27 protein-coding genes and 1 tRNA gene are annotated in these 24,894 nt (G+C 51.3%); 17 read left to right on the top strand and 11 right to left on the bottom strand.

The genetic code is table 11. The features are described from left to right. Window positions 1–3: 3 nt before the first annotated feature. Both truB and proS read right to left on the bottom strand, forming a co-directional pair. On the bottom strand, window positions 4–738 hold the full coding sequence (truB, locus tag GWC94_RS05615) for a tRNA pseudouridine(55) synthase TruB (RefSeq protein WP_161834051.1): 735 nt from the start codon (window positions 736–738) through the stop codon (window positions 4–6). Between the two features lie 17 nt (window positions 739–755). After that, the gene (gene proS, locus GWC94_RS05610; RefSeq protein WP_161834050.1) at window positions 756–2,234 is read right to left on the bottom strand and encodes a proline--tRNA ligase; all 1,479 of its coding nucleotides are present in this window, start codon (window positions 2,232–2,234) and stop codon (window positions 756–758) included. A gap of 135 nt (window positions 2,235–2,369) precedes the next feature. Here proS and GWC94_RS05605 point away from each other — a divergent pair, with 135 nt between their 5' ends. Further along, window positions 2,370–3,122: a hypothetical protein gene (locus GWC94_RS05605; RefSeq protein WP_161834049.1), complete on the top strand. Its 753-nt coding sequence runs from the start codon at window positions 2,370–2,372 to the stop codon at window positions 3,120–3,122. Between the two features lie 81 nt (window positions 3,123–3,203). Then, window positions 3,204–4,739 (top strand): aromatic hydrocarbon degradation protein, encoded by a 1,536-nt coding sequence (locus GWC94_RS05600; RefSeq protein WP_161834048.1) that lies wholly within the window; start codon window positions 3,204–3,206, stop codon window positions 4,737–4,739. Window positions 4,740–4,809: 70 nt separating this feature from the next. Here the strand turns inward: GWC94_RS05600 and miaA are convergent, their stop codons facing one another. The 6 genes from miaA to GWC94_RS05570 form a co-directional block, all read right to left on the bottom strand. Next, window positions 4,810–5,712, bottom strand: coding sequence for a tRNA (adenosine(37)-N6)-dimethylallyltransferase MiaA (miaA, locus tag GWC94_RS05595; RefSeq protein ID WP_161834047.1), 903 nt, complete (start codon window positions 5,710–5,712; stop codon window positions 4,810–4,812). Between the two features lie 146 nt (window positions 5,713–5,858). Further along, window positions 5,859–6,425 carry an IS1096 element passenger TnpR family protein gene (locus GWC94_RS05590; RefSeq protein WP_161834046.1) on the bottom strand — a complete coding sequence of 189 codons (567 nt, stop codon included), beginning with the start codon at window positions 6,423–6,425 and terminating at the stop codon, window positions 5,859–5,861. Between the two features lie 53 nt (window positions 6,426–6,478). Continuing rightward, on the bottom strand, window positions 6,479–7,897 hold the full coding sequence (locus tag GWC94_RS05585) for a CCA tRNA nucleotidyltransferase (protein ID WP_161834045.1): 1,419 nt from the start codon (window positions 7,895–7,897) through the stop codon (window positions 6,479–6,481). 80 nt (window positions 7,898–7,977) lie between these two features. After that, a complete protein-coding gene (locus GWC94_RS05580; RefSeq protein WP_161834044.1) occupies window positions 7,978–8,997 on the bottom strand; it encodes a glycosyltransferase family 9 protein in 1,020 nt (339 codons plus the stop codon). Between the two features lie 69 nt (window positions 8,998–9,066). Beyond that, a complete protein-coding gene (locus GWC94_RS05575) occupies window positions 9,067–9,267 on the bottom strand; it encodes a hypothetical protein (protein WP_161834043.1) in 201 nt (66 codons plus the stop codon). A 161-nt stretch (window positions 9,268–9,428) separates the two neighbouring features. Further along, window positions 9,429–10,001: an L-threonylcarbamoyladenylate synthase gene (locus GWC94_RS05570; RefSeq protein ID WP_161834042.1), complete on the bottom strand. Its 573-nt coding sequence runs from the start codon at window positions 9,999–10,001 to the stop codon at window positions 9,429–9,431. Between the two features lie 65 nt (window positions 10,002–10,066). Here GWC94_RS05570 and GWC94_RS05565 point away from each other — a divergent pair, with 65 nt between their 5' ends. The 6 genes from GWC94_RS05565 to GWC94_RS05540 all read left to right on the top strand — a co-directional run bounded on the left by GWC94_RS05565 (window position 10,067) and on the right by GWC94_RS05540 (window position 15,149). Beyond that, complete coding sequence (locus GWC94_RS05565; protein WP_161834041.1) at window positions 10,067–10,879, top strand: 2,3,4,5-tetrahydropyridine-2,6-dicarboxylate N-succinyltransferase; 813 nt, start codon at window positions 10,067–10,069, stop codon at window positions 10,877–10,879. Window positions 10,880–10,931: 52 nt separating this feature from the next. Further along, entirely contained in the window at window positions 10,932–11,921 is a 990-nt protein-coding gene (locus tag GWC94_RS05560; RefSeq protein WP_235918466.1) for a DMT family transporter, read from the top strand. Between the two features lie 228 nt (window positions 11,922–12,149). Next, a complete protein-coding gene (locus GWC94_RS05555; RefSeq protein ID WP_161834040.1) occupies window positions 12,150–12,938 on the top strand; it encodes a LiaF transmembrane domain-containing protein in 789 nt (262 codons plus the stop codon). Between the two features lie 73 nt (window positions 12,939–13,011). Continuing rightward, on the top strand, window positions 13,012–13,371 hold the full coding sequence (locus GWC94_RS05550) for a DUF4288 domain-containing protein (RefSeq protein WP_161834039.1): 360 nt from the start codon (window positions 13,012–13,014) through the stop codon (window positions 13,369–13,371). Between the two features lies 1 nt (window position 13,372). Next, a complete protein-coding gene (locus tag GWC94_RS05545) occupies window positions 13,373–14,431 on the top strand; it encodes a sensor histidine kinase (protein WP_235918465.1) in 1,059 nt (352 codons plus the stop codon). Continuing rightward, window positions 14,412–15,149, top strand: a complete 738-nt coding sequence (locus tag GWC94_RS05540) for a LytR/AlgR family response regulator transcription factor (protein WP_161834038.1) — start codon at window positions 14,412–14,414, stop codon at window positions 15,147–15,149. The genes GWC94_RS05545 and GWC94_RS05540 overlap by 20 nt, the downstream gene beginning before the upstream one ends. 86 nt (window positions 15,150–15,235) lie before the next feature. Here GWC94_RS05540 and GWC94_RS05535 read toward each other — a convergent pair whose 3' ends face one another. Next, the gene (locus GWC94_RS05535; RefSeq protein ID WP_161834037.1) at window positions 15,236–15,631 is read right to left on the bottom strand and encodes a response regulator transcription factor; all 396 of its coding nucleotides are present in this window, start codon (window positions 15,629–15,631) and stop codon (window positions 15,236–15,238) included. Window positions 15,632–15,984: 353 nt separating this feature from the next. Further along, window positions 15,985–16,611, bottom strand: coding sequence for a response regulator (locus GWC94_RS05530; protein ID WP_161834036.1), 627 nt, complete (start codon window positions 16,609–16,611; stop codon window positions 15,985–15,987). A gap of 437 nt (window positions 16,612–17,048) precedes the next feature. On the opposite strand from GWC94_RS05530, the gene GWC94_RS05525 reads away from it, so the two are divergent. Beyond that, entirely contained in the window at window positions 17,049–17,267 is a 219-nt protein-coding gene (locus tag GWC94_RS05525; RefSeq protein WP_161834035.1) for a hypothetical protein, read from the top strand. Between the two features lie 59 nt (window positions 17,268–17,326). Here GWC94_RS05525 and GWC94_RS05520 read toward each other — a convergent pair whose 3' ends face one another. Continuing rightward, entirely contained in the window at window positions 17,327–17,737 is a 411-nt protein-coding gene (locus GWC94_RS05520; RefSeq protein WP_161834034.1) for an SWIB/MDM2 domain-containing protein, read from the bottom strand. A gap of 131 nt (window positions 17,738–17,868) precedes the next feature. Here GWC94_RS05520 and GWC94_RS05515 point away from each other — a divergent pair, with 131 nt between their 5' ends. From GWC94_RS05515 to GWC94_RS05480, 8 genes are all read left to right on the top strand, one after another. Continuing rightward, window positions 17,869–18,030, top strand: coding sequence for a hypothetical protein (locus GWC94_RS05515; RefSeq protein ID WP_161834033.1), 162 nt, complete (start codon window positions 17,869–17,871; stop codon window positions 18,028–18,030). Window positions 18,031–18,092: 62 nt separating this feature from the next. Further along, entirely contained in the window at window positions 18,093–19,325 is a 1,233-nt protein-coding gene (locus tag GWC94_RS05510; RefSeq protein WP_161834032.1) for a hypothetical protein, read from the top strand. Window positions 19,326–19,328: 3 nt separating this feature from the next. Beyond that, window positions 19,329–20,294, top strand: coding sequence for a chitosanase (locus tag GWC94_RS05505; RefSeq protein WP_161834031.1), 966 nt, complete (start codon window positions 19,329–19,331; stop codon window positions 20,292–20,294). Window positions 20,295–20,296: 2 nt separating this feature from the next. Next, a complete protein-coding gene (locus GWC94_RS05500; protein WP_161834030.1) occupies window positions 20,297–21,340 on the top strand; it encodes a S8 family peptidase in 1,044 nt (347 codons plus the stop codon). Continuing rightward, window positions 21,337–23,337: a hypothetical protein gene (locus GWC94_RS05495; protein WP_161834029.1), complete on the top strand. Its 2,001-nt coding sequence runs from the start codon at window positions 21,337–21,339 to the stop codon at window positions 23,335–23,337. Before GWC94_RS05500 ends, GWC94_RS05495 begins: the two co-directional genes overlap by 4 nt. Window positions 23,338–23,469: 132 nt before the next feature. Continuing rightward, window positions 23,470–23,553 (top strand) — tRNA-Leu (locus GWC94_RS05490). A gap of 284 nt (window positions 23,554–23,837) precedes the next feature. Next, window positions 23,838–24,110, top strand: coding sequence for a DUF4242 domain-containing protein (locus GWC94_RS05485; RefSeq protein ID WP_161834028.1), 273 nt, complete (start codon window positions 23,838–23,840; stop codon window positions 24,108–24,110). A 223-nt stretch (window positions 24,111–24,333) separates the two neighbouring features. Then, window positions 24,334–24,894 (top strand): MFS transporter, encoded by a 561-nt coding sequence (locus GWC94_RS05480; RefSeq protein ID WP_161834027.1) that lies wholly within the window; start codon window positions 24,334–24,336, stop codon window positions 24,892–24,894.

Raw genomic sequence — 24,894 nt, 5'->3', positions numbered from 1 at the left:
TCGTTATTCCTTGTTCATCTGTTCATCTGTTCCTTCCTCCTTCCTCATCTGTTCAATTTCCTTCTCAAATTCCTCCATCTTCATCGCGTCTTCAACGTTGAATATGCCGATGCGGGTGCGGCGGAGACTGCTCATGTAGGCGCCAACGCCGAGTTCTTTGCCGAAATCATGGGCGAGACTCCTGATATAGGTGCCGGTGGAACACACCACCCTGAAATAAACAACCGGCAGTTCGATCTTTTCGATGCTGAACGAATGTATCGTTACGGGTCTGGGGTCGAGTGTTACTTCAAGACCTTTCCTGGCTGCGAGATACACGGGCCTGCCGTCTTTTTTGATGGCGGAATGCGCGGGCGGCACCTGCATAATCTCACCGGTGAAAGGCTTCGTGGCATTATGGATCATGGTATCGGTAAGATGCGCGAAATCCTTGTGGTCCTGCGGTTCGCTTTCGAGATCATAGGTTGGCGTAACGGCACCCAGCGTGAAACTGCCGGTATACTCTTTTTCCATCCCCATGTATTCATTGATCTTCTTCGTGAACTTACCCGTGCATACGATCAGCAGGCCGGTGGCCAACGGATCCAGGGTGCCGGCATGTCCTACTTTCTTTACCCTGATCAGGTTGCGCAGTTTTCGCACCACATCGAAGGAAGTCCAGTGAAGCGGCTTGTCCAATAACAATACTTTACCCTCCAGGTAGGGCTGCAGGTAAGGTGGTACCGGTTTTTGTTTCATGCTTTCTCGCCAAAGAATTAATAAGCGCGTGCAAACAACACCCGCTGGGCGGAAGGGTTGCCCGTAAGAATACATTTTCCCTCTTCCGATTTGTTATCAAGCGGTATACAACGTATCGTGGCCTTGGTCAGTTCCTTGATCTTTTCTTCTGTTTCGGCTGTGCCGTCCCAGTGTGCGGATACAAAACCGCCCTTGGTGTCGAGCAGCTGCTGAAATTCTTCCCAGTTATCGGTTGCCGTAATATGTTCGTTGCGGTAAGCGAGGGCTTTATCATACAGCCCCTGCTGTATCTGCACCAGCAGCGTCTGGATATAGATCTCGATGCCATCGAGGCTTACGCTCATTTTCTCCTTGGTATCCCTTCTCGCTATCTCGGCTACATTGTTCTCCAGGTCGCGCGTACCAATGGCCATGCGCACGGGCACGCCTTTCATTTCGTATTCCGCAAATTTCCAGCCCGGTCTTGCATTATCAGAGTCGTCGTACTTCACGGAAATGCCCATTGCTTTCAAACGCAGCATGATCTCTTTCACCCTGGCATCTATGGGCGCTTTCTGTTCTTCGTTCCGGAATATCGGTACGATCACCACCTGCAGGGGTGCAATACGCGGCGGCAGTATCAGCCCGTCGTCGTCGCTGTGCGCCATCACCAGCGCACCGATCAGCCGGGTGCTTACGCCCCAGCTGGTTGCCCATACATAATCCAGTTTGTTATCCCTGTCGGAGAATTTCACATCAAAGGCTTTTGCAAAATTCTGCCCCAGAAAATGAGAGGTGCCCGCCTGCAATGCCTTACCGTCCTGCATCAGTGCTTCGATGCAATAAGTGTCTTCGGCGCCTGCAAAACGTTCGTTGGGACTTTTTACACCTTTCACCACGGGCAATGCCATCCAGTTCTCCACGAAATCGGCGTATACATCCAGCATCTGCCTGGTTTCGGCGATGGCTTCCGCAGCCGTGGCATGCGCGGTATGTCCCTCCTGCCAGAGGAACTCGGCAGTGCGCAGGAACAAACGCGTACGCATTTCCCATCTTACCACATTGGCCCACTGGTTTACCAGGATGGGCAGATCGCGGTACGACTGGATCCATCCCTTATAGGTATTCCAGATAATGGCTTCGCTGGTTGGGCGAACCACCAGTTCTTCTTCCAGTCTTGCCTCGGGGTCTACGATCAGTTTGCCTTTGTTAACGGGATCGCTTTTTAAACGGTAGTGCGTTACTACGGCACATTCTTTTGCAAAGCCCTCCGCATTTTTTTCCTCGGCTTCAAACAGGCTTTTGGGAACAAAGAGCGGGAAGTATGCATTCTGGTGACCGGTGTCTTTGAACATCCTGTCCAGCACATCGCGCATGTTCTCCCATAACGCATAACCATAGGGTTTGATGACCATACAGCCGCGCACGGCGCTGTAATCGGCCAGGCTGCCTTTGATGACAAGATCGTTATACCACTGCGAATAATCCTGTTCTCTTGAAGTGATCTCCTTACCCATAAAGTTTTATCTCATTTTTAACATATAAACCGGTTCACAAATGTTAGTTGGCCGAACATTTGCTCCGGAAATACCAGAAGTTACAAGACCGCAAATGTATGTAACTTCACATTATCTAACCTTAATACGGCTGTTATGAAAAAACTGTTACTCTCCGCTATTCTTGGTATGGCAATTTTTTCCGGTTGCTCAACCGCGTACAAGGCAGGACAAACCCCAGACGATGTTTATTATTCACCCGGCCGGGAAGGACTGACAGCGAAGGAAGAGACGCGCCGGCAACAGGACCGTGAGGATTACGACGAATACATCAGCAGCCAGGACGACCGTTACCTGAGGATGAAGGTAGCCAACCGCAACCGCTGGTCTTCGCTGGATGATTATGCTTACTGGTACGACAGCCGTTATGATTTCTGCAATTACAACAACTACTCTCTTTACAACACCTGGAACAATGGCCTGTATATCGGTGTTTCCTACTATGGCAGACCCTACTGGGGCGGCGGCGCTTATTATGGCTGGAACAACCCGTATTATACCCTGGTAAATTACAGTACGCCCAAATTCGGCGGCGGTGGTTATACATCCGGCAGCAACCTGTCGGCCTACAAGAACAAAACCTATAACAATTCCAATTACGGTTACCGCGATAAGTCGGGCAATTTCGTGCCCTCGGCTACCAATAACAATAACTTTGGCAACCTGCTGAAAAAAGTGTTTACCACCTCCCCCAATGGTAGCACCAACAGCTTCGACAGGCCAGCAAGAACCTTTGCGCCAACAAATAACAGCAGCACGCCTTCTACCAGCAGCAGCGCCGGTGGCAACAGCGGCGGATTCAAGAGCAGCGGATCGAGCAGCAGCACAGGTCGTGGCGGCAGGGGGTAATTTAGTTTACCGGAACCATCCATCGTGCACATTTTTCCGGGCCGTAAGGCCTGGTGACATACCTATACCCAAAACCATGTTATGAAAACAATACTGCTATCCCTCTGTCTGGCGCTTGGCATCACCGCATTTTCACAGTCGCCCGAAGATGCCCTGCGCACCGCCTGGTTTACACAGAACGGCACTGCCCGCAATGTGGCCACCGGCGGCGTAATGGGATCACTTGGCGGCGAGATCACAGCAAACCATGTAAACCCTGCGGGCATCGGTCTGTACAAGACCAGGGAATTTGTGCTGAGTCCCGGCTTCCAGCTCAACAGCAATAAATTCGGCTACCGCGGCACCGATACCTCCAATCAAAAAAATGCATTCTCTTACGGCACATCGGGTTTTGTGTTCGGCGGAAGAAACCATACCGGTAACAGATGGACCAGCAGCGCCTTTGCCATTTCGGTTATGCAGCTGGCCAGTTACAATAACCGCGTACAGTTCAGCGGCGTCAACAATTTCAGCTCCTTCAGCGAACAGTACCTGGAAGAACTTACCCGCGACAGGGCCGATACCAATGCAGCGCTGAGCAATTATATTTTCGGGTCTTCGCTGGCATTCCGCACTTACCTGATCGATACCATCCGCGGCGCCGGCGGTTCGGTAATGGGTTACCAGAGCCTGGTGCCCATTTCCACCGGTGTACGGCAGCGCTATGATGCGATCACACGCGGCGGATCGCACGAAATCGCCATCGGCGGGGCAGGCAATATGGACGATAGGCTCTATATCGGCGGCAGCCTCACCATTCCCATCGTAAGCTACTGGCGCGATATCAGCTACCGCGAAACAGATTATACCAGCAACCCCAACAACCAGTTCTCTTTTTTCGAGTATAAAGAAAGTTTTTCGTCAAAAGGCATCGGCATTGGCGCCAAGCTGGGACTGATCTATAAACCCCAGGAATTCTGGCGCGTTGGTTTTGCCATCCATACGCCGCAGCTGATGAGTTTCACAGACAGGATCAAGGCGGAGATCACGGCAAACACCGAGAGCTATGCCGGTCTTCGCAAAGCAACCAGCGATGCACTGAACAGCGGTAACGCAGGCAAAAGACAATACAACCTTATCACTCCCTGGAGAGCGATCGTCAGCGCCAGTTATGTGTTCCGTGAGATCAGCGATACCCGCCGGCAGCGTGCATTTATCAGCGCCGACCTGGAATATGTGAACTACCGCGGCGCACGGTTCTCGGCCACCAGCAACAACGAAGGAGACAACGCGCTGCGGAATTATTACGATATGATCAATGAAACGATCAAAGACACGTATAAAGGCAATATCAATTTCCGCATAGGCGGCGAACTGAAATGGCATACGGTGATGTTCCGTCTCGGTGGTGCGTATTATGGAAGTCCGTATGCAGATAAATCACTGAACGCCAACCGCATACTGGCCACCGGCGGACTGGGGTACCGCAACCATGGCATTTTCATCGACCTGGGGTATGCGCACAATTTCACAAAGGATGTGGTGTTTGCGTACAGGCTGAACGATAAACCCAATACCTATGCCGAGCAGAAAGGATTTAAAGGTAATCTGGTGCTGACGGTTGGATTTAAGTTTTAGGATCCAAGAGATAAAAATTATTGCCACAGATTATCACAGAAAGAACTCCTCTGTGCCAATCTGTGGCAATTCATCTTTCAATCAACGCAGCAACTTTGTGCACATTGGTCAGCTCAGGCAGGAACCATTCAAATGCCGTATCCTTCCTGAACCAGGTAAGCTGTCTTTTTGCATAGTGACGTGTATTGGTCTTGATCTTCTCAACTGCCTGCTCCGGCGTCAATTTTCCGTCTATACAGTCAAAGAGTTCGCGGTACCCTACGGTCTGCAGCGCATTGTGCTCCCGGTAAGACAGTAACGAGCGCACTTCTTCCAGCTGACCGTCCGCCATCATCTGGTCTACCCGTTGGTGGATACGTTCGTGTAACTGCTCTTTGGGCAGATCCAATCCCGTCCTGATCACGCGGAACGGTCGCTGCTGTTTCTTTTTTGTACGGAATTCCATGATCGATCTTCCGGTGGCGTTGAGCACTTCCAGTGCGCGCATCAAACGCTGGGGGTTCTGTTGTTCGGCCACTTCCCAGAATACCGGGTCTTTGTGCTGCAGTTCTTTCTGTAACCAGATCAATCCTTTGGTCTGGTATCCTTCGATCACATCCTGCCTCACAGCTTCCGGCACTTCGGGCATCGGGTCTATCCCCTCGCAGAATGCCTGTATATACAAACCCGTACCGCCAACCAGTACGATCACTTGCTGTTTTTCAAAAAGTTTCGCGGCAATATCCAGCGCATATCTTTCAAAACTGCCTGCGTTCAGGTCTTCCGTAACACTGTGCGAAGCGATAAAATGATGCGGCACTTCCGCCAGTTCATTCTCGGACGGGCGCGCCACACCGATCTTCATTTCACGGTAACACTGTCTTGAATCGGCAGAGATGATCTCAGTCTTAAAATATTTTGCCAGCGCTATCGCAAATGCCGTCTTGCCAACGGCGGTTGGTCCGGCAACGACAATCACGGTAGGTTCCTGCATGGGAAGTGGTGGGGATGGTTAAATAGTTAAATGGCTGTATTGCTGAATGGCTGCATTGTTGAATGGTTTTATTGCAGAATGGCGTTGTTGAACCGTTTACCAGCGTAACAGTATAGCCATGCAGCCATGCACCCGGCCACGCAGCATCAGAAATCCTCCTGCGTATCTTCTGACCCGAATGATTCTTCCGAAGAACTTTCGCCCTCGCCCTCTCCTTCGGTGCCAAATCCGTCGGTGGCTTCCGCCAGGTCGTATTTCTCCTCTATATCGGCAAACTTATCGCCCAGCAGGCTCTTGGTGCCGTATTGCTGCGGACCGATGCCTTCCACGCGCGAGGTGGCCGGATAGCTGACCTTACTGTTTTCTTCCTTGCTGACATTGATCAGCTCTACCAGGAACACCCAGTGTTTTACAAAATCGTATTCGTAAATGAACTTCTGGTTGGTATCCCGTATCTCAGAGCCGATGTTCACCTCCTGCATGATCAGCGGCTCCACCACGTACGGTCTCTCGTATTTTTCAAAGCTGATCTCCCGGCCTCTCTGCCAGTTGTCGTTACTGCGGTAAAAAGTGGCTTTGTGTTTGGAATCGAATTCGTACGATTTCAATATGGCAAAATGCAGTTCCTGGAAAGACTGCGTATGTTTGATTACAATGTCCCTGTAAACTGCATCATCTTCTTCGAGATAAATCCTGAATTTCAAAATCGCCATTCGGTTCTTTGTTTTTCGTTTTTAAGTGTACAATCAGCCTACTAAAATACAATTTATTCCACTGCCTGCAAGTTGAGTTCGGATGCCTTCTGTAACATAAAGGCGTAGGCCGCTTCGTATTCGTTGGGAATAATACCGTCGAGTATTGCCTCCCGTATCGCGTCTTTGATAATACCCACCGGTTTGCTTGGCGGCAGCCCGAATTTCTGCATGATCAGCTCTCCCGTGATCGGCGGCTGCCAGTTGCGGATGCGGTCATTTTCCTCCACCTCCTGCAACCGCTGCCGTACCAGTTCAAAATTCTGGAGATACCGTTTCACTTTTTGTTCGTTCTTGCTGGTGATATCCGAATTGCAAAGCATCAGCAATGCGTCTATATCCTCTCCCGCATCAAATAAAAGCCTTCTGATGGCGCTGTCGGTGATGTTTTCTTTTGTCAGACTGATCGGCCGCAGGTGTAACAGCACCAATTTCTGTACCAGCTTCATTTTGTCGTTCAGCGGCAGTTTCAGCCGGGTGAATATTTTAGGCACCATTTTGGCGCCCACCACTTCATGCCCGTGGAATGTCCAGCCATGTCCTTCTTCAAATTTCTTGGTGGCCGGTTTACCGATATCATGCAATACAGCGGCCCAGCGCAGCCAGAGATCGGCGGTTTTCTCCGACATTTTATCGAGCACCTGCAGCGTATGGTAAAAATTGTCTTTGTGCCCTTTCCCATCCACGTATTCGGCGCCCTGCAGGTCTACCATCTGCGGGAAGACCAGTTTCAGCAGACCCGATTTATACAGCAGGTCCCAGCCCACCGATGGTTTTTCACACAGCATGATCTTGTTCAGTTCATCCGTGATCCGCTCCTGCGAAACGATCCTGATGCGATGGGCGTTTTCCTTTATCGCGGCAAATGTTTTTGCATCGATCGCAAACTGCAGCTGGCCCGCAAAACGGATCGCACGCATCATCCGCAGCGGATCATCGCTGAATGTCTGTAAAGGTTCCAGCGGTGTCTGGATAAGTTGATTGCTGATGTCCACCAGCCCGTTGAACGGATCGATCAGCGTGCCGAAATCTTCTTTTCCCAGGCTTACCGCCAGGGCGTTAATGGTAAAATCGCGGCGGTTCTGGTCGTCTTCCAGCGTACCCGGCGCCACTTCGGGTTTACGGCTGGTATGCGTATAGCTTTCCCTGCGGGCGCCCACGAATTCAATTTCAAAATCGCCGAGTTTGATCTGTGCGGTGCCAAATGTTTTGAAATAGGCCACCGGCGGTTTGGGATCGAAAAAAGCGGCCACGGCATGCGCCAGCTCGATGCCATCGCCCAGGCAAACGATATCCGCGTCCTTGGTGGGTCTGCCGATAATCTTGTCGCGAACAAATCCCCCGATCAGGTAGCAGGGAACACCCAGGCCCGCAGCGGCCTCGCTGATCTTTCTGAATATGCCAGTCTCCTTTGCAGTAAATGCGATCTCCATAAACGGCAAAGGTAAGTGCGGGCGAACAATTGCCCGTTGAAGATTGCCGCTGCACCAAGAAGCCTGCAGTGCCGTTACTATTATCTCTCTACCATGGTGGCAAGCAATTGTTCTGTCCGGATATGCGTGGCGCAGTGAAAATGACCCAGCGGACAGGCCCTCCGTCCATGCAGACCGCAGGGGCGGCAGGCCAGCACTTGGGGCGTTTCCACGATATGGCTGTTGCGGGACAAGGGCCCGAAGCCAAACGCGGGCACCGTGGAGCAATACACCGCCGTAACCGGCGCGTTTACGGAAGAAGCAAAATGCATGGGCGCAGAATCGTTCACATAATTCATCTCTGCGTCCTGCTGCAAAGCAGCGGAAGCAAGAAACCCGAGCTGGCCCGCCAGGTTAACCACCGGCGAAGCCTGCTGCGGCCGCAGCGCAATGGCCCTGGTACGTATCTGCTCGCATAACCCGTTATCGCCGGGCGCGCCCAGCAGGTATACCGCGATGTTGCCGGGTAATGCACCGATAAATTCGATCCATTGCTCAGCGGGGAATTGCTTGGTAAACCATACCGAGGCCGGTGCAATGCAGATATAGGGATGTTTTTTCCAGGCAGCCACCGCTTCCTTATCTGCCGGTGACGGATACAGTGCGGGCCTGCCGGGTATTTCGTCGGTGAGAGAGCGGATCAGCTGGTGATTGCGTTCGATCTCGTGCAGGGTCTTCGCTTCCTCCCCCACCACATGCACAACGATCTCCGAGAAAAGAAAACTGAAAGGATTTTTATCGAAGCCGATGGTATGCTTGGCGCCCGATAATGCCGTCAGCAGACCCGTGGCACCAAAACGCTGTACATTGACCACCAGGTCGTATTTGTTTCTCTGGATCTTCCGGATCAGCTGCCAGAGATGGCGGTACTTTGCCGTTTGTTTGTTCCATACCAGTGCCTGCCGCAGAAATGGATGCCCTTTGAACAGGGCTTCATTGCCTTTGCGGACCAGTATGTCGAGATGGGCGTCGGGATAAAAAACATGCAGCTTTTCCAGCAGGCCGGTAGCCAATACAACATCACCTATAAAAGCTGTCTGAACAACCAGTATTTTCTGCATGGTGATGCAAAACTAAGCGAAAGCGGGTTTGTGGAAAAAAGGCGGCAGGCGGAAACAGCTTTGCCGTTCCTATTCGTACTCCAGTTCGTTACTGAAATACTCCCAGCCGAACAGCATGTTCTTGAGCGACTGTGATAAATGTCTTTTCTGATCAACCGCCTTGCGATAGCGTTTGGTTAATACAGAACGCGTATCGATACCGAGGTTTACTATGGCCTGCAGAAAAGATTGCATTTTCTCGGTTGGTACATCAATGCTAACTTTTGCCATGGTGCTTGATTATTTGGTTAAATTGGTGATTTGGTTTCGTTCTTACAAGCAGGTAAGATTCAATTAATATGCCGTAATTGCGATAACCGTCTCAATTAAATGATAATCAAATAATTAACAAAAAACGGAAGTTTCGCACCGGGTTATGCACAGGCGGTTTGTCAGGGTCGGATGATCTGAAGTGTCCCATCTTTTTCCCATTTTACGATAGACGAGGGCCGGCGCGGCTCGCGGTCGTCCTGGCGGTAGTTCACCACATAGTCCACCCCATCGCGGATAAGGGGTTCAATATCATCGAAACATTGCGGCGAGGGGTAACCGCTGATATTGGCGGAGGTGCTCACCAGCGGTTTGCGGAAACGGCGTATCAGGTGCCTGCAGAAATCCTCCTCGCAGATACGTATGGCGATGGAACCATCCGCGGCAATCAGGTTATCCGCAAGTTCAATGGCGCCCTCGTAAATAACGGTGGTGGGTTTGTTAACGCCTTTGATGTAGTCGAATATCTGCAGATCGGGCTGGGTCACGTACCGGAGGATATCCCTCTCATCGGCCACCAGCACGATCATCGCTTTTGAATCGGCCCTTTTTTTCAGCGCGTAGATTTTTGCAACGGCCTCGGCATTGGTTGCATCACAGCCTATACCCCACACGGTATCGGTGGGGTATAAAATAAGTCCGCCCCTGTTCAACTGCTCCAGGCAGGCTTCGATATCTTTTTCGAAAGGTTGCATTTACCGCCGCAAATTACAGATTGTGGCAACTTACGATACTGTATGTTTGCAAAAAATTTCAAAACATGTCTTTACAACTGCTGATACAGGAAGCCTGGAATAGCCGAGAACTGCTGAAAACCGCCAAATACGCCGATGCCGTACGCGAAGTGATAGAAGAGGTGGACAAAGGCCGATTGCGCACAGCAACACCCACCGACAACGGCTGGGTGGTAAACGAATGGGTGAAGCAGGCCATACTGCTGTATTTCGGTATTCAGCAAATGCAGACCTGGGACCTGCCTCCTTTTGAATTTCACGATAAAATGCTGCTGAAAAGCAATTATAAGGCACTGGGTGTACGGGCCGTACCGCATGCGGTGGCACGTTATGGCGCTTATCTGGCAAAGAACGTGGTGCTGATGCCCAGCTATGTAAACATCGGCGCTTTTGTGGACGAAGGCACTATGGTAGACACCTGGGCAACCGTTGGCAGCTGCGCACAGATAGGCAAAGGCGTGCACCTGAGCGGCGGCGTGGGCATTGGCGGCGTATTGGAACCGCTGCAGGCCAGTCCGGTGATCGTGGAAGACGGCTGTTTTATCGGCAGCCGCTGTATCGTGGTGGAAGGTGTGATCGTTGAAAAAGAAGCTGTCCTGGGCGCCAACGTGGTGCTTACCCAGTCTACCAAGATCATCGACGTAAGCGGCAGCGAGCCTGTTGAATACAAAGGCCGTGTTCCTGCAAGAAGCGTGGTGATACCGGGCAGCTATACCAAAAAATTCAACGCCGGCGATTACCAGGTCAGCTGCGCACTGATCATCGGTCAGCGCAAGGCAAGCACCGATCTTAAAACAAGCCTGAACGACGCACTGCGCGATTTCAACGTAAGCGCCTGACCGGCTGCACCGTTTTCGTTCCTCCGGAAAGGGTTTACTTTGAAATCCGGAAATGGTAACAGTTGCCGTTTCCCGCGAGCGCCCGGCGCCGGCGATACGCAATGTCAATGGGTCGCGTTCCAACATGCCAATGGGTAAAAAAATCACACTCACCGGTTTTTTCATCACCATACTTGGTGCGGTCTTCTTTTCCACCAAGGCCATTTTTGTAAAACTTGCTTTCAGGGATACACAGGTGGATGCGCTGACGCTGCTCTGTCTGCGTATGCTTTTCTCGCTGCCCTTCTACCTGGCAGCGGCCGGGCTGGCTGCAAGAAAGGAGAACCAGGCCGCGCTCACGCGGCGGGACTGGCTGCTGGTACTGGCAATGGGCATTCTCGGCTACTACCTCAGCAGCCTGTTTGATTTCATCGGTCTGCAGTATGTATCGGCAGGTCTTGAACGACTGATCCTTTTCCTCTATCCCACGTTCGCGGTGCTGATCAATACCTATTATTTCAAAACAAAACTGGAGCGGGCGCAGCTGGCTGCGCTGTTGCTCACCTACCTGGGTATCGGCATCGCCTATTTTGGTGAGCTGAAGCTCGGGGATACCAACCCGCAGTTCTATTTCGGGTCGTTCATGGTCTTTCTTTGTTCCATCACCTATTCGGTTTACCTGGTGGGCTCGGGCAGACTGGTGCCGCGACTGGGTGCTACCAGGTATACGGCTTATGCCATGCTGGCCGCCACGGCGGGAATTTTTATTCATTTCCTGCTGGTGCACGATTTTGCCGGCGTGCGGCTGACGCCCACCCTTGCCTGGTATTCGCTCGCCATCGCGCTGATCGCAACGGTGCTGCCTTCGTTTTTGATGAGCAACGGTATGAAAAGGATCGGCAGCAACAATGTATCCATCATCACCAGCATCGGCCCAGTCTCCACCATTCTGCAGGCACATTTTTTTCTCGGCGAGCCCGTCAATACCACACAGCTTTCCGGCACCCTGCTCGTAATCGCCGGCGTATTGCTGATCGGCTGGAAGTCGAAGAAGGGAGGTTAGGAAGGTGGAAGAGTGAAATGGTTCGATGGTTCAATGGTTGAATGGCTAAACACAGCAACGGTAAAGTAAAAGACAAACCGGCGTCAGCCCCACCCATTCCCAAATCCGCCAATCCACAATCCACTCACCGCCTTTTTTCCGCCATTGACCGCCTGTTTGACCACGGTGGCCTAACAGTGTTTTTTTTCTGCGCTTTCCCGAAATAGTTTTGGTGTCAAATTAAAGGATATGGCAAGAAACAGACAGTACAGGAACAACCACCCGCAGGACAGGTTCTGGACGGGTTTTATTTTCCTGATCGCAGGTGTGGGTCTGCTGCTGGAAAAAATGAACCTGGGGCTTCCCTACTGGTTGTTTACCTGGCCCATGCTCTGCATCGTTATCGGGCTGGTGATCGGCATCAGGCATGGTTTCCGTAATCCGGCCTGGCTGATATTGATGGGTGTGGGTGCCTTTTTTCTGTCCGATTACATTGTTGATACGATCAATTTCAGGCCCTATTTCTTTCCCGTTATGATCATAGCCGTGGGACTGCTGTTCCTGTTCCGGCCAAGAAGAAAATGGTATTACCGGAAAAACGACACCAGTGACGATTTTGTTTCCGACGCGCCACCCGTTACCCCGATGCCCGCGGCCGAAGCAGAACACGCGCAGTATTTTGACGAGGCTTCTTCATTGGACAGGGTAGACAGCGTTTCTATTTTTTCAGGCGTGAAAAAAGTGGTTACCTCTAAAAATTTCCGTGGCGGCGATATCGTGTGTTTTATGGGCGGTGCCGAGCTCATTCTGAGCCAGGCCGATATACAGGGCCCGGTGGTGCTTGAAATATTCCAGATGTTTGGCGGCACCAAACTGGTGGTTCCCCCGCACTGGGAAATACGCACGGCGGAGGCCGTGGCCATTTTTGCCGGTGTGGAAGACAAACGACAGGCGCAGGCAGGCAATTTCGACCCGAAAAAAGTGCTGATCGTCAAAGGCGTGACCATATTCGGTGGCATTGAAATCAAAAGCTATTGAGCATAGTGGCAACGGCCCACAATCCCCAATTTCAAAATTCCAAAATTACCAATCCCTCCCAAAAGCCCATCTTATGAACTGGTACCTGGCAAAACTTGTTTATCGCATCCTTTGCGGCGATGGCGATCATACACCCCAGTTCGACGAACAACTGCGGCTGATCTATGCCGAAGACGAGCTGCATGCTTTTCACAAGGCACAGCTGACAGGCGAGCGGGAGCAGGATCATTTTTTGAACGAAGCAGAGCGGCCGGTGCAGTGGAAATTCATCAATGTAACCGAACTGCATAAACTGGAACAGCTAACCGATGGCGCTGAAGTGTATTCGAAGATCAGGGAGGAGCGCGACGGCGGCGACTACCAGCATACCGTACAGCTAAAAGCAAGATATTTGCTGGAACACTGTACGGAGCAGTTCCTGCAGTCTATCTGATATGATGCACTCGATTACCAAAGGAAACAGGTTCCGGCTCGCATTTGCGGGATGGTGGATCGTTTGGATCATCGTGCATGCCTGGGTGGTGCATAGCTACGGCGCCGGGCTGCTGCAGGGTTTTACAGAGGCGATACTCTGCAATATTCTCCTGGCGGCCGGCTGTCTGCTGGTGGCCAACAACATGAAATATTACCTGCCGCAGCGCGAGCGGTACTGGTATATACTGATCATGGGACTGGTGCTGAGTGCTCTGTGGTTATTTATCACCAAAACCATGCTGAAGCTGCTGTTTGGCGCGGATGAACTTTACCTGGCATTGCTGAACAACTCCAGCACCATCCGCTTTGTGATCGGTTTTCTGATGCTCGGGGCCATGGCGGTGATGAGCATTCTCTGGTATACGCTGCAGGAACAGCAGGAGGCCAACAAACGCAAAGAAGAAGCGGAGAAAATGACAAAAGATGCGGAACTGTTCAAACTGCGGCAGCAACTGCAGCCGCATTTTCTGTTCAACAGTCTCAACTCCATCAGTGCGCTGGCGGGCAGCCAGCCGGAAAAAGCGCGGCATATGATTCACCAGCTCTCCGATTTCCTGCGTGGCACCTTAAAACGCGACGAGCAGCAGGCCATGACCCTGAAAGAGGAACTGCGGCACCTGGCGCTGTACCTCGATATCGAGAAAGTGAGGTTTGGCCACAGGCTGCAGACAGATATACGGGTGTCTGCCCAAACAGAATCACTGCATATACCCGCCCTTCTGCTGCAACCCGTAGTGGAGAACGCCATCAAGTTCGGTCTGTACGATACAACCGGCGATGTGATGATCACCATTCATGCGGAGCAACGCGAAGGGCAACTGCAGATCAGCATCAGCAACCCGTTTGACGAAGAAACGGCGGTGAGCACGCAGGGCACCGGTTTTGGACTGGCATCGATACAAAGAAGACTATTCCTGTTGTTTGCCAGGCACGATCTGCTGCATACGGGCAGGCAACAGGGCATTTTTACCACCACACTTGTGATACCACAATACCAGTATGAAGGCAATCATCATTGACGACGAATCGCTGGCAAGAGGCATCGTACGCGAATACCTGCAGCAGTACCCGGATATCGACATCGTACAGGAATGCGCCGATGGTTTTGAAGGCGTAAAAGCCATACAGCAGCACCAACCCGATCTGGTGTTCCTGGACATACAGATGCCCAAGATCACCGGTTTTGAAATGCTGGAACTCATAGAGCAGCCACCGGCGGTTATTTTTACCACGGCTTTCGAAGAATATGCCATCAGGGCATTTGAATCGCATGCGGTGGATTACCTGCTGAAACCGTTCAGCAAGGAGCGGTTTGACAAAGCCATCCAGAAATGGCGGCAGCAGAACCCGCAGGAACAAAGGGAGCATACCCGGCAACTCATCAATGCACCCGGACTCACGCCGCACCATCCCGGCAGGATCGTTCTGAAAGACAATGGCAAAATCAAGATCATACCCGCAGCAGGTATCCATTACCTCGAAGCGGCGGATGATTATGTAAAGATCGTAACGGCCGAAGGCTATTTCCTTAAGAACAAAACCATGGCCTATTTCGAACAGGCGCTCGACCCGCAGAATTTTGTCAGGATACACCGGTCATACCTGATCAATATCCAGCTTATCTCACGCATCGAGCCTTATGAAAAAGACAGTTACCTGGCCGTGCTGAGCGTTGGCATGAAACTGCCGGTCAGCAAATCGGGGTATGTTCGGTTAAAACAGGTGCTGGGGATATAAACGGGTGAGTATATAAAGGACAATCTTAACGCTGTCGCCCGGACGGATCCTGAATAATGTTTAGGGAATTATTGAAGGAACAAATGCTATAGCTGCACCATTCTTCCCTGGTATACATCGTCGATGATACCGGGTATCATCTGAAAATCGCGGGATTTATCCAGGAAGAAATCGGCGCCGAGCCGCATACATTCGTCGCGGTAACCGGCAAACGTGTTGTTGGTGAGCATTACCACCACGGCGCCTGTGGGCTGGCTCAGCGACATGCGGCGGAGCATTTCGACACCGCTCATACCCGGCATATTGATATCGAGTATCAGCACATCGGGTTCAAAATCGCGGAGCAGGGCAAGACCTTCTTCGGCATTCGTTACGGCTTTGGTCTGGCTTACCTGTTGCAGGGCGGACATCAGTCCTGCCAGATGTTCGAGTACAATCTGGGTATCATCTACCAGTAAAACCTTGAGACCTTCAGTGTTCATAGTTAGCGAAACAGTATATGTGATTTGGATGTGTTATCACATCGCAGCAACAGCTTCAGTCATACCGCCGGCAGCCAACAATTACGTTACACCTACCCGCCAGGGCAACCGGAACCGTTCCCCAATTACTGGTCAATACCATGCACACTGACAGATCCCGGGGGGGAATTATCAAGGTCGTCTCCAATGGATATAAGATGAAAAAAATGCACCACATGTAAGGGCGCCCCTTCACTCAGCTTATCCGGCAATTGGTAATGTAAAAATAACCTGAAAGGGGGGCAACAGCCGATAGAATTCCCTCTCTGTTTCTGTAGTATTTTATCTACCGTGTAGTGGCCCGCAAAAACCCGCTAAATAATGTTGTTCATAATGGCATATTTCACCAGGTCTGCGTTATTCTGCAGGTGCATTTTCTCCATTATGCGGGAACGGTAAGTACTGATTGTGTTTACGTTAAGCGATAATATTTCGCCGATGGCTGAAATACTCTTGCCGTTGACGATCATCTTGAACACCTCGAATTCGCGGTCTGACAACTGTTCGTGCGGCGCCTGTGAATTGTTCTGTTCGATAGAGCCCGCCAACACCTCGGCTACCTCGCTGGTGATGTATTTGCGGCCGCTGAGTATCTGCTGAACGGCTTTTACCAGTTCATAGGGCGCACTTTCCTTGGTAAGATAACCCGAAGCCCCGGCTTTCAGGGAGCGTACTGCGTACTGCTCGGGGGCATGCATGCTCAGCATGAGCACCGGTGTCTGCGGCGCATGCTCTTTGATCTGCTTTAATATTTCGATGCCGGAATACCCGGGCATGCTGATATCGGAAATAATGATATCCCATTTTTCGTTGATCGCTTTTTTCAGCAGATCGGCCGAATCCGCCACATCATACACTTCCGCAAATGGAAACGACTCAACCAAAATTTTCCGCAACCCTTCCCTGATCAGGGTATGATCGTCTGCAATCAAAATACGCATTGCTTGTTCTTTTAAAACCTGAAAATGCCTTACCTGTTATCAAAACTACTGAGCCTACAGAAATTCCGCAAATTCCGGCAGCAGAACCCGGTAATCCTTCTATAGAACGGCTTTCAGGGCCTGTTTATTGTCTGCCCGGCGCGCCGATACAGACAATTTACTGAACCCGGCGGGTTTCTGCCCCGTGAGAAACACGGTTTTACCGGCACAAAACACCGAATTTGTTACCCGTAGAGCCATTGGCGCAAAGTCAACCGGCTAATGAAAGAGATTCTGCTTCTTTCAATTCCAAAATTCCCCAATCCCCCATTCCAAAATAACAAACCCCGTTATCTGTCCCGCGGTTCCTTTTTAGGGAAAAAAATCCCCTCCTGCACCGGCGGGGCATGGCATGTTTTATGCGGCATCACTGGTATACTTCATCAAAACAATCGTATATGCCAAGTAAAAAAACAGATACCAAAGGATTTGCGTCGGAAAACATGGATATGCAGGAAGATATCGGTGCCAAAGGCGGTCCTGCTACAGGACTGGGTAACCCCGATGCTGCGCATGCCATCTCGCATCCCTACGATGCGGATCTCCAGACGCAGATAGTGGCCAAGGGCAGAAGAAGAAAACTATTGCCCAAACCGGCGAAGCAGCCGATCAAATAAGAAAAAGAAAAACCCTGAAGCATGCTTCAGGGTTTTAATCTTGTAACTGAACAGTGGTACTATTTCAGGTTGGCGCTCACGATCTTGGTGAGGTCGAACATAGAGATCTGTGCTTTACCGAACAAAGGTTTCAGTTTTGCATCGGCATTGATCATGCGTCTGTTCTTCGCGTCCTGTAATTTGTTCTTTTTGATGTACTCCCAGATTTTCTTAACCACTTCTGTTCTTGCCAGCGGTTTGCTGCCAATTACCTCAGCAAGTGTAGCGCTGGGTGTGAGGGGCGCCATGAAAGCGGCGTTAGGTTTGCGTTTTACTTTGGCTTTTTTGGGTGCGGCTTTCTTAACGGCTTTTTTAGGAGCTGCTTTTTTGGCGGCTTTCTTAGGGGCTGCTTTTTTTACTGCTTTCTTGGGAGCGGCCTTTTTGGGAGCTGCTTTTTTGGCGGCTTTCTTCGCCGGTTTTGACTTTGCCATCTTTGTTGAATTTAATGTGTATAGATGATTTTAGCATGGCTAATATAAACAATAATCCAATCCAACAACAAAATCTCCTCTGTAAACGGCTATTTTTTTAGAGATATTCACCTCTGTGGAAAACCTGTTTATTGGCTTGCTTCCTGCTGTTTTTGCCGCATGCTTGGATTTCTGAAAACGGCGAGGTATTTTTAGTTCGGCTGTTCGGTATCGATGCGCTCTCCCCTCAGGGAAACCCTGCCGGTTTCATCGCCATCCTGCCTCCCCCTCTTATTGCTGATGTTTCATGCTGAGCATGCATGCTCATACCGGGATGCCGAAAACGGGATTTCAGAGTAGGCGCAAACCTTTACGTATGTTCAATAACGTAGCGCTTGATATTGTTATCGGGCTCGTATTCATTTATCTCCTGTACAGCCTGCTGGCCAGTATCATCCAGGAGATCATTGCCACCCAGTTGGCATTCCGTTCCAAGATACTCGAGAAGGCAGTCCTGCGGATGCTGGAAGACGGAAAATCCACTACCGGCGTGCCTTACCTCGACAGGCTCCGCGGCTTCTGGCAGATGATCTTCCGGGTAAACCGTTTGCGGAATAAAAAATTCGCCTCGAGGTTTTACGGGCACCCGCTGATGAAGTACCTGGCAGAGGACAACTGGTTCAGCAAACCCGCCTATATAGATCGTTCCAATTTTTCCAAGATCATCATCGACCTGCTGAACGGCGTTGACACGAACGGCGTTCCGCCCGATATCGAAAAGATCAGGGAATCGGTCAGGAACGGTATGCTGCGGCTGGATCCCGTATCCACTGATACCGCCAATCCCGCAATAGAAGCGTTCCGTGAAAACAGGCAGGATACCAGGGAGAAAGACATCAACGCCGATACACAGCTCTTTCTGCGCTCTGTGCTCGCAGAGGCTGGCAACGACCTGGCCGCTTTCCGGTCGCAGCTCGAAAAATGGTTTGACGAAACCATGGAGCGCGCAACCGACTGGTACAAACGGTATGTGCAGGTGATCCTGTTTGGCATAGGCATGTTCCTTGCCGTTGCATTCAATGTGGACAGCATCTCCATCGCCCAAAAACTCGCGCGCGATCCCAAGCTCCGCGAACAACTGGTGCAAAACGCACAAACTTACCTCGAACACAACCAGCAACTCGGCGCGCGTATCCAGTCTATGAAAGAAAAAGGAGACACGGGCGCTGCCTACCGTTTGCAGCTGGTCTCGTTCGAGCAGGGCAGGCAGCGCACAGACTCCCTGCTGGGCGAAGCAAAAAACTTTGTTGACAAAGACATCAAGAACATCAACAACGTCATCGGGCTTGGCTACAACTGCCAGCACCCTGCCCTGCTGCATATTTTCTTTTTCTGGTTGCCCGATGCATCCCTGGCCAATTTTATAGGCTGGCTGATCACCGCGCTGGCGATATCGCTGGGCGCGCCATTCTGGTTCGACCTGCTGAGTAAACTGATGCGTGTTAAAGGCGCTGCGAAAAAAGAACCTGCCGCAAACACCGCGTCGCCCACACCGGCGCCTGTTACCGTTACCGTAAACACACAACCCGGAGAGGAGGCCGTAGGATAACCCATGAAACTCATCGTCAAAGCCAAAAAGCTCAACAAACGCAAAAGCGTTCCCGCTTACCTGCCCGACCCGAAAAATATTGCAGGCACCGTTAACGAGAACTTTGTTTTCGAGGGCGAAGAAGTGCTGAATACTCCCAACCCCTCCCTCGGTAAATGGTACCGCGATCGTGACAACTATTTCTACTGGGGCGGTGCGCTGAACATACTCGAAGAACCTGCAGACGACCAGGACAGCCAGCTTGCCGTAACAGACAATGGCATCCTCGAAAAGATACCCATCACCCCTTCCGTCAAAAAGAAAATAGAACAGGTGGTGAATGTGTTTGAAACCGGCAGCGGAGAAGGCGACTATGCACAGCTCAGCATTTTTGCAGACTATTCAGACCCCGATACCGGAACAAGGATACGGCAGATCACCTATGGCAGGTCGCAGACAACAGAGTTTGGTCACCTGAAAGAACTGGTGGGGGAATACATCGATAATAACGGCCGCTTTGCATCCGAAATGAAAACCTACCTGCCGCGCATCGGTCAAAAACCCAGTCTCGAAAAAAACGAACCCTTTCGCGATCTGCTGAAAAAAGCCGGTAAAGAAGATCCGCTGATGAAGACCACGCAGGATGCTTTCTTCGACAGCAAGTATTACCAGCCGGCTTTTGCCTGGTTTTCGGCAAACGGCTTTGCCTTACCGCTGAGCATGCTGGTGATCTACGACAGTTTTATCCATTCGGGCACCATACTCTCCTTTCTGCGCAAAAGATTCAGCACACCGGTGCCTTCGAACGGCGGTGATGAAAAAGAATGGACAGAAAACTACGTGACCGCAAGGCATAACTGGCTGAGCACACACAGGGATCCCATATTGCGAAAAACCAATTACCGTACGCAGTGTTTCATAGAGCAGATAGCCACCCACAACTGGAACCTCTGGCTCAGGATCAATGCGCATGGGGTTATGATCGGTTAACTATGCCACAACTACAAGTAACTGCTGACAAACTCAACAAACGGTCTGCACCCGTAACAGATCTTTCGGACAGATCCAACCTTATCGGCGAAGTGTACCGCGGGTTTGTTTTTGAGGGAGAAAAGACCGGCAATGCCCTTGGCGACTGGTACCGCGACAGGGATAACAGTTATTACTGGGGCGGGGCAGTGGCATTGGCGGATACCGTTGCGACCGATCCCTATGCAAACCATTGCTCCTGGGCGCACCGCGATTTCGGCATCACCGCGTTGTGGGAACGGCACAACTGCAGGGGTGAAAATACGCGCGTGGCAATCATCGATACAGGCATCAACCCATCGCTTCCTGTCTATGGGAATATCGCAGCCATGCAAAGCTTTGATAGTTCAGCTGATATAACCGATACCAACGGACATGGCAGTATGATGGCGGGAATGATCGCGGGAACCGGTATGCCGGTATGGGGTGTGGCGCCCCGGACTTCGCTGCTTATTGTCAAAGTGAATTTCAACGACAGTAATTCCCTGGTACAGGCGGTGAACTGGGCGGCAGACAACCGGGCGGATATTATTTCCATGAGTTTCGAACTGCGGCTGTTCGACAATGCTTTTCACGACGCACTGGCTGTTTGCCGGCAGAAAAACATCGCGCTAATAGCGGCAGCGGGCAATGGCGGACAGAGCGGAGAGGAAAAGAACAGGTATCCGGCCTCCTACAACTGCTGCTACAGCATTGGCGCCTGCACAAAAACATTCAGGCGACTGGAGATCTCAAACTTCAGCAGCCATCTCTGCTGCCTGTCGCCCGGCGAGAACCTGCTTACCACGGATCGCAACGGGCAGGCCGTCACCACTTCGGATACCAGCATCGCCACCGCTTTTACCAGCGGGGTAACGGCGCTGCTGCTGTCCATCAAACGCAAAACCGATCCTGCTGCCAGTGCAGTAAACATATTCGAACAAATGATCGCAGACCTGAAGCAATACGATCATACCCACAATGCACTGGAATACGGAAAAGGAATTCTTAACCCAACTGCTGTATGAAAAAGAAAAATCATCAAATCCTGTTATCCGCACTCTTTCTGTTACCCTGCCTCGGCAAATTGCAGGCGCAGTATGCAGCCATCGATGCCATCAAACTGAAACCCCTGTACAACGCCTCGCAGCAAAAATTCCGGAGCGACCCCCAATCGCTGGTGCTGCTGGGTACTGTGCTGAAGGATTACAGCCGGCCGGCCTGGCGAACACAAAACGGCATCGCCGTTACCGCCGTACTGGATGAGTTCGAAAACAATCCTTTCCTGACAGGTCTGTTGCCAGGCCTTACCTCGTCTACGGAAATGGCAAAGAACAATGCGCCGGGCATCGCATTTGCCGGCGCGGATCTACAATCGGTGATCATCGACGGTATTGCGCGTTTTATCGTGGATAGGATGAAGCAGGAACTGCAGGCGGTGTTCTTCCAGAAATTTTACGAGAAGATCAGTTCGGCCGAATACCGCGACTGCCAGCTGCTGTTTCCAGCCACATACCGGCAGCTGCTGTCGATAGGGAAAGAGATTTACCGGTACGAGACCTACCTGCAGTCGCTGCGGAATGCGTTTGGCAATGATATGCTCGCCATCATACCGAACCTGGATAACCTGATCCGTAACGGCAGGTTTGCCGTGTTTTTTGAACAGCACCGGGAACTGAGGGCGATGGCGCTGACGGCTTTGTTCCTCGGAAAACAAATCAGCGAGGGCAAATCGCCGGGGCAGGTATTCGAAGCCTACGATCCGTATGAGGCCGATGAGGCAACCGGCAGTCCGGCCACCGATGCCGAAAAAGCCAGGACGGGTATGATTGCATTTCTTCAGCAGGTGTCGCTCTCGCTGAAAAGCAATACAGCGGATCAGTACTGGATCAACGCATCGCAGCTGGCACAATTGAATGATCCCGTTTGCCTGCGCATTTACCTCGGATTATTGTATGAGCGCATCAAACTGATCGACTGCGGCCATTCGCTTTCTTTCGGTACCATAATGACCGCTGCCGCGGGACAGGGCGCCCGCCTGGCGGATTATTTCCGCGGCATACTGAACAGCGTGGCATTCTGCCAGGAGCGGTTCCGGGAGCTGCAGCGGCCCGCAAAGAAAACCGTGTCCGATTACCTTGCGTATTTTTCAGCCGTAACGCATTTCTGGGAAAGCATCTCCACCAATGAGCCGTTCAGTGCCGCGTTACCGGTATCCATGCAAAGCCATATGCAGCAGGTATGGGAGCTGTATGGAAAAACCACCGCCGGAATAGACAATATCCTTACGGCCTACCAGGCTTTGCAGGAAAAGAAATACGGAATGCTGCTCAGCAGCATCCGTTCTTTATACAGCCTGCGATACGATCCCGCGCTGATGCAGGCCGACCGCGAACAACGGCGTTCGCTCGACAGAACGATGGATTTCCTGTTCGAATACGGAACACTGATGGCAGAAGTGGCCGAATCATCGGATTCGAAACAGGTATATGCCGCCATCAACAGGGCAGCCATGCCCGTGGGCGGCTCAAGGGTAAAACGCGAGCAGTTTTTCAATATATCGCTGGCAGCTTACGGCGGTTTGTTTATCGGAAAGGAATGGATAGAGAATGTAAGCGATCACAGTATCGCCAACAGCTATGGACTTACCGCGCCCATCGGCATTGCACTGAGCTGGGGTAAGATCCGTTTCTGCAAAGACCGCAGAACGGAAGGCAACAAATCCTTTTCGCTGTTTATTTCCATGATCGACGTGGGGGCAGTGGTCTCTTTCCGTTTCCGGAACGATACGCTGAACGAAATACCCAAGGTAGGCTTCCGCGATATCATTGCCCCGGGACTGCATGTTATTTGGGGATTGGGCAAAACGCCGCTTTCGCTCTCGGCAGGCTGGCAAACCGGAACCAACCTGCGCAGCGTAAAAGCCGGCTACAACGAATATAATAACAGCCAGTCGGCAAGGTTCTCCCTGGGATTGCTCGTGGACATCCCGATCTGGAATCTGTACTCGCGTAAAACGAAATGACTGGCGGGGATTTTGGAATTTTGGATTGGGAAATTTTGAAATTTGAGGGCTGCTAAAAACAATTTCAAAATTTTCCAATCCAAAATTCCAAAATTAATCTCCCTTCCCTATATTTGCAGCCCTGAAACAGGAGCCCAGATGGCGAAATTGGTAGACGCACTGTGTTCAGGTCGCAGCGCCTTCACGGGTGTGCTGGTTCGAATCCAGTTCTGGGCACCGAAAAAGAAACGTCAGAAACATTGATTTCCGGCGTTTCTTCATTTTAGAAAGACACTCCTCTCCGCACCCACAGATCAGCAATAGCCATTCGTTCAACTGCCCGCCATTGGATAGCAGCTTTCATAACGGGTAAACCCCCTTCCCGTTTCATTCACGCAAATAAACCGTCAAAAGCTTGCAAAGCTTCAACGGGCTGTGTACCTTAACTAAACAAATTAACTTCTGTCTTTTGGGCTGACAGCACAGGCAGCCATCAACCGGAAAATTAAAATCCTTCTCCCATGCCCAAATATGTAATCGAACGCGAAATACCCGGTGCGGGTAATTTAACACCCGAACAATTAAAAGGCATTTCGCAAACCTCCTGCGGCGTACTGAGCAACCTGGGACCTAAAATTCAATGGCTCCAGAGCTATGTAACCGGCAACAAGATCTACTGCGTTTACATTGCACCCAATGAAGAAATGGTGCGCGAACACGCCAGGCAGGGCGGTTTCCCTGCCAATTCGGTAAGCGAGGTTATGGCGGTTATTGACCCCACAACGGCGGAATAAAACAGCAGGGCATGCCTATCCCTGTCTAAGGCGGTTCTTTTGTAACCGGCCTGTTATGGCTGTATGGTGACCGATGCCGGGCATCGGTTTCTCTGCGTAGACGAATACCCTTTCCATAGAAGAAAGGAAGAGGGTGTTGGGTGAACCATCTTTTGAGGACGGCGTTTGTTTTTATAAGCATTTTGTATTTTCATCTGTACAAGGCAATTAAAAACAGACACGCATGCGTTTGAACAAGACCACCCGTACCTTACTGATCGGCGCCAATATCTGGTATTTTGGCGAGGGAATGATGGGCCCGCTGTTTGCGGTTTTTGCGGAGAAAGTAGGCGGTGACATTCTCGATATCACCTGGGCATGGGCTACCTACCTGGTCATCACCGGTATGGTATACATCGTAGTGGGGCGGCTGATCAATAACAAGCCCTACCAGGCTAAGGTAATGGTGGCGGGGTATGCCATGAATGCTGCGCTTACATTCTGTTACCTGTTCGTTGGCTCGCCCTGGCAGCTGTTTATGGTGCAGGCCGGACTGGGTATTGCCGAAGCCATCGGCACGCCGGCCTGGGACGCGCTGTATGCCAGGAACCTGGACGAAGAGATGGACGCTTATGCCTGGGGATTGTCTGCCGGACAGTCGCAGATCGTTACCGGTCTGGCTTTTGCAGCGGGCGGACTGATCACCCATTTTATTTCTTTTGAAGCGCTGTTTGTTACGATGGGTACCGTGCAGGCATGCGCGGCGCTGGTAACTGCGCGGCTGCTGAAAGATATGCCTGCCTGA

Origin of the sequence: Sediminibacterium soli (genome assembly GCF_009939225.1) — a bacterium.
GTDB lineage: Bacteria > Bacteroidota > Bacteroidia > Chitinophagales > Chitinophagaceae > Sediminibacterium > Sediminibacterium soli.
Note: the sequence above shows the minus strand (reverse complement) of the source record. Positions and strands in the feature narration are given on the sequence as shown.

Excerpts from the sequence above, each read along its gene's own strand:
- GWC94_RS05525 (WP_161834035.1), top strand. The coding sequence starts at position 17,049 with ATGCCAAGTAAAAAAACAGATACCAAAGGATTTGCGTCGGAAAACATG.
- GWC94_RS05560 (WP_235918466.1), top strand. The coding sequence starts at position 10,932 with ATGGTAACAGTTGCCGTTTCCCGCGAGCGCCCGGCGCCGGCGATACGC.
- GWC94_RS05545 (WP_235918465.1), top strand. The coding sequence starts at position 13,373 with ATGATGCACTCGATTACCAAAGGAAACAGGTTCCGGCTCGCATTTGCG.
- GWC94_RS05480 (WP_161834027.1), top strand. The coding sequence starts at position 24,334 with ATGCGTTTGAACAAGACCACCCGTACCTTACTGATCGGCGCCAATATC.
- GWC94_RS05540 (WP_161834038.1), top strand. The coding sequence starts at position 14,412 with ATGAAGGCAATCATCATTGACGACGAATCGCTGGCAAGAGGCATCGTA.
- GWC94_RS05500 (WP_161834030.1), top strand. The coding sequence starts at position 20,297 with ATGCCACAACTACAAGTAACTGCTGACAAACTCAACAAACGGTCTGCA.
- miaA (WP_161834047.1), bottom strand. The coding sequence starts at position 5,712 with ATGCAGGAACCTACCGTGATTGTCGTTGCCGGACCAACCGCCGTTGGC.
- GWC94_RS05575 (WP_161834043.1), bottom strand. The coding sequence starts at position 9,267 with ATGGCAAAAGTTAGCATTGATGTACCAACCGAGAAAATGCAATCTTTT.
- GWC94_RS05605 (WP_161834049.1), top strand. The coding sequence starts at position 2,370 with ATGAAAAAACTGTTACTCTCCGCTATTCTTGGTATGGCAATTTTTTCC.
- GWC94_RS05505 (WP_161834031.1), top strand. The coding sequence starts at position 19,329 with ATGAAACTCATCGTCAAAGCCAAAAAGCTCAACAAACGCAAAAGCGTT.
- GWC94_RS05590 (WP_161834046.1), bottom strand. The coding sequence starts at position 6,425 with ATGGCGATTTTGAAATTCAGGATTTATCTCGAAGAAGATGATGCAGTT.
- GWC94_RS05555 (WP_161834040.1), top strand. The coding sequence starts at position 12,150 with ATGGCAAGAAACAGACAGTACAGGAACAACCACCCGCAGGACAGGTTC.
- GWC94_RS05570 (WP_161834042.1), bottom strand. The coding sequence starts at position 10,001 with ATGCAACCTTTCGAAAAAGATATCGAAGCCTGCCTGGAGCAGTTGAAC.
- GWC94_RS05535 (WP_161834037.1), bottom strand. The coding sequence starts at position 15,631 with ATGAACACTGAAGGTCTCAAGGTTTTACTGGTAGATGATACCCAGATT.
- GWC94_RS05550 (WP_161834039.1), top strand. The coding sequence starts at position 13,012 with ATGAACTGGTACCTGGCAAAACTTGTTTATCGCATCCTTTGCGGCGAT.
- GWC94_RS05520 (WP_161834034.1), bottom strand. The coding sequence starts at position 17,737 with ATGGCAAAGTCAAAACCGGCGAAGAAAGCCGCCAAAAAAGCAGCTCCC.
- GWC94_RS05485 (WP_161834028.1), top strand. The coding sequence starts at position 23,838 with ATGCCCAAATATGTAATCGAACGCGAAATACCCGGTGCGGGTAATTTA.
- truB (WP_161834051.1), bottom strand. The coding sequence starts at position 738 with ATGAAACAAAAACCGGTACCACCTTACCTGCAGCCCTACCTGGAGGGT.
- GWC94_RS05530 (WP_161834036.1), bottom strand. The coding sequence starts at position 16,611 with ATGCGTATTTTGATTGCAGACGATCATACCCTGATCAGGGAAGGGTTG.
- GWC94_RS05585 (WP_161834045.1), bottom strand. The coding sequence starts at position 7,897 with ATGGAGATCGCATTTACTGCAAAGGAGACTGGCATATTCAGAAAGATC.
- GWC94_RS05580 (WP_161834044.1), bottom strand. The coding sequence starts at position 8,997 with ATGCAGAAAATACTGGTTGTTCAGACAGCTTTTATAGGTGATGTTGTA.
- GWC94_RS05510 (WP_161834032.1), top strand. The coding sequence starts at position 18,093 with ATGTTCAATAACGTAGCGCTTGATATTGTTATCGGGCTCGTATTCATT.
- GWC94_RS05600 (WP_161834048.1), top strand. The coding sequence starts at position 3,204 with ATGAAAACAATACTGCTATCCCTCTGTCTGGCGCTTGGCATCACCGCA.
- proS (WP_161834050.1), bottom strand. The coding sequence starts at position 2,234 with ATGGGTAAGGAGATCACTTCAAGAGAACAGGATTATTCGCAGTGGTAT.
- GWC94_RS05495 (WP_161834029.1), top strand. The coding sequence starts at position 21,337 with ATGAAAAAGAAAAATCATCAAATCCTGTTATCCGCACTCTTTCTGTTA.
- GWC94_RS05565 (WP_161834041.1), top strand. The coding sequence starts at position 10,067 with ATGTCTTTACAACTGCTGATACAGGAAGCCTGGAATAGCCGAGAACTG.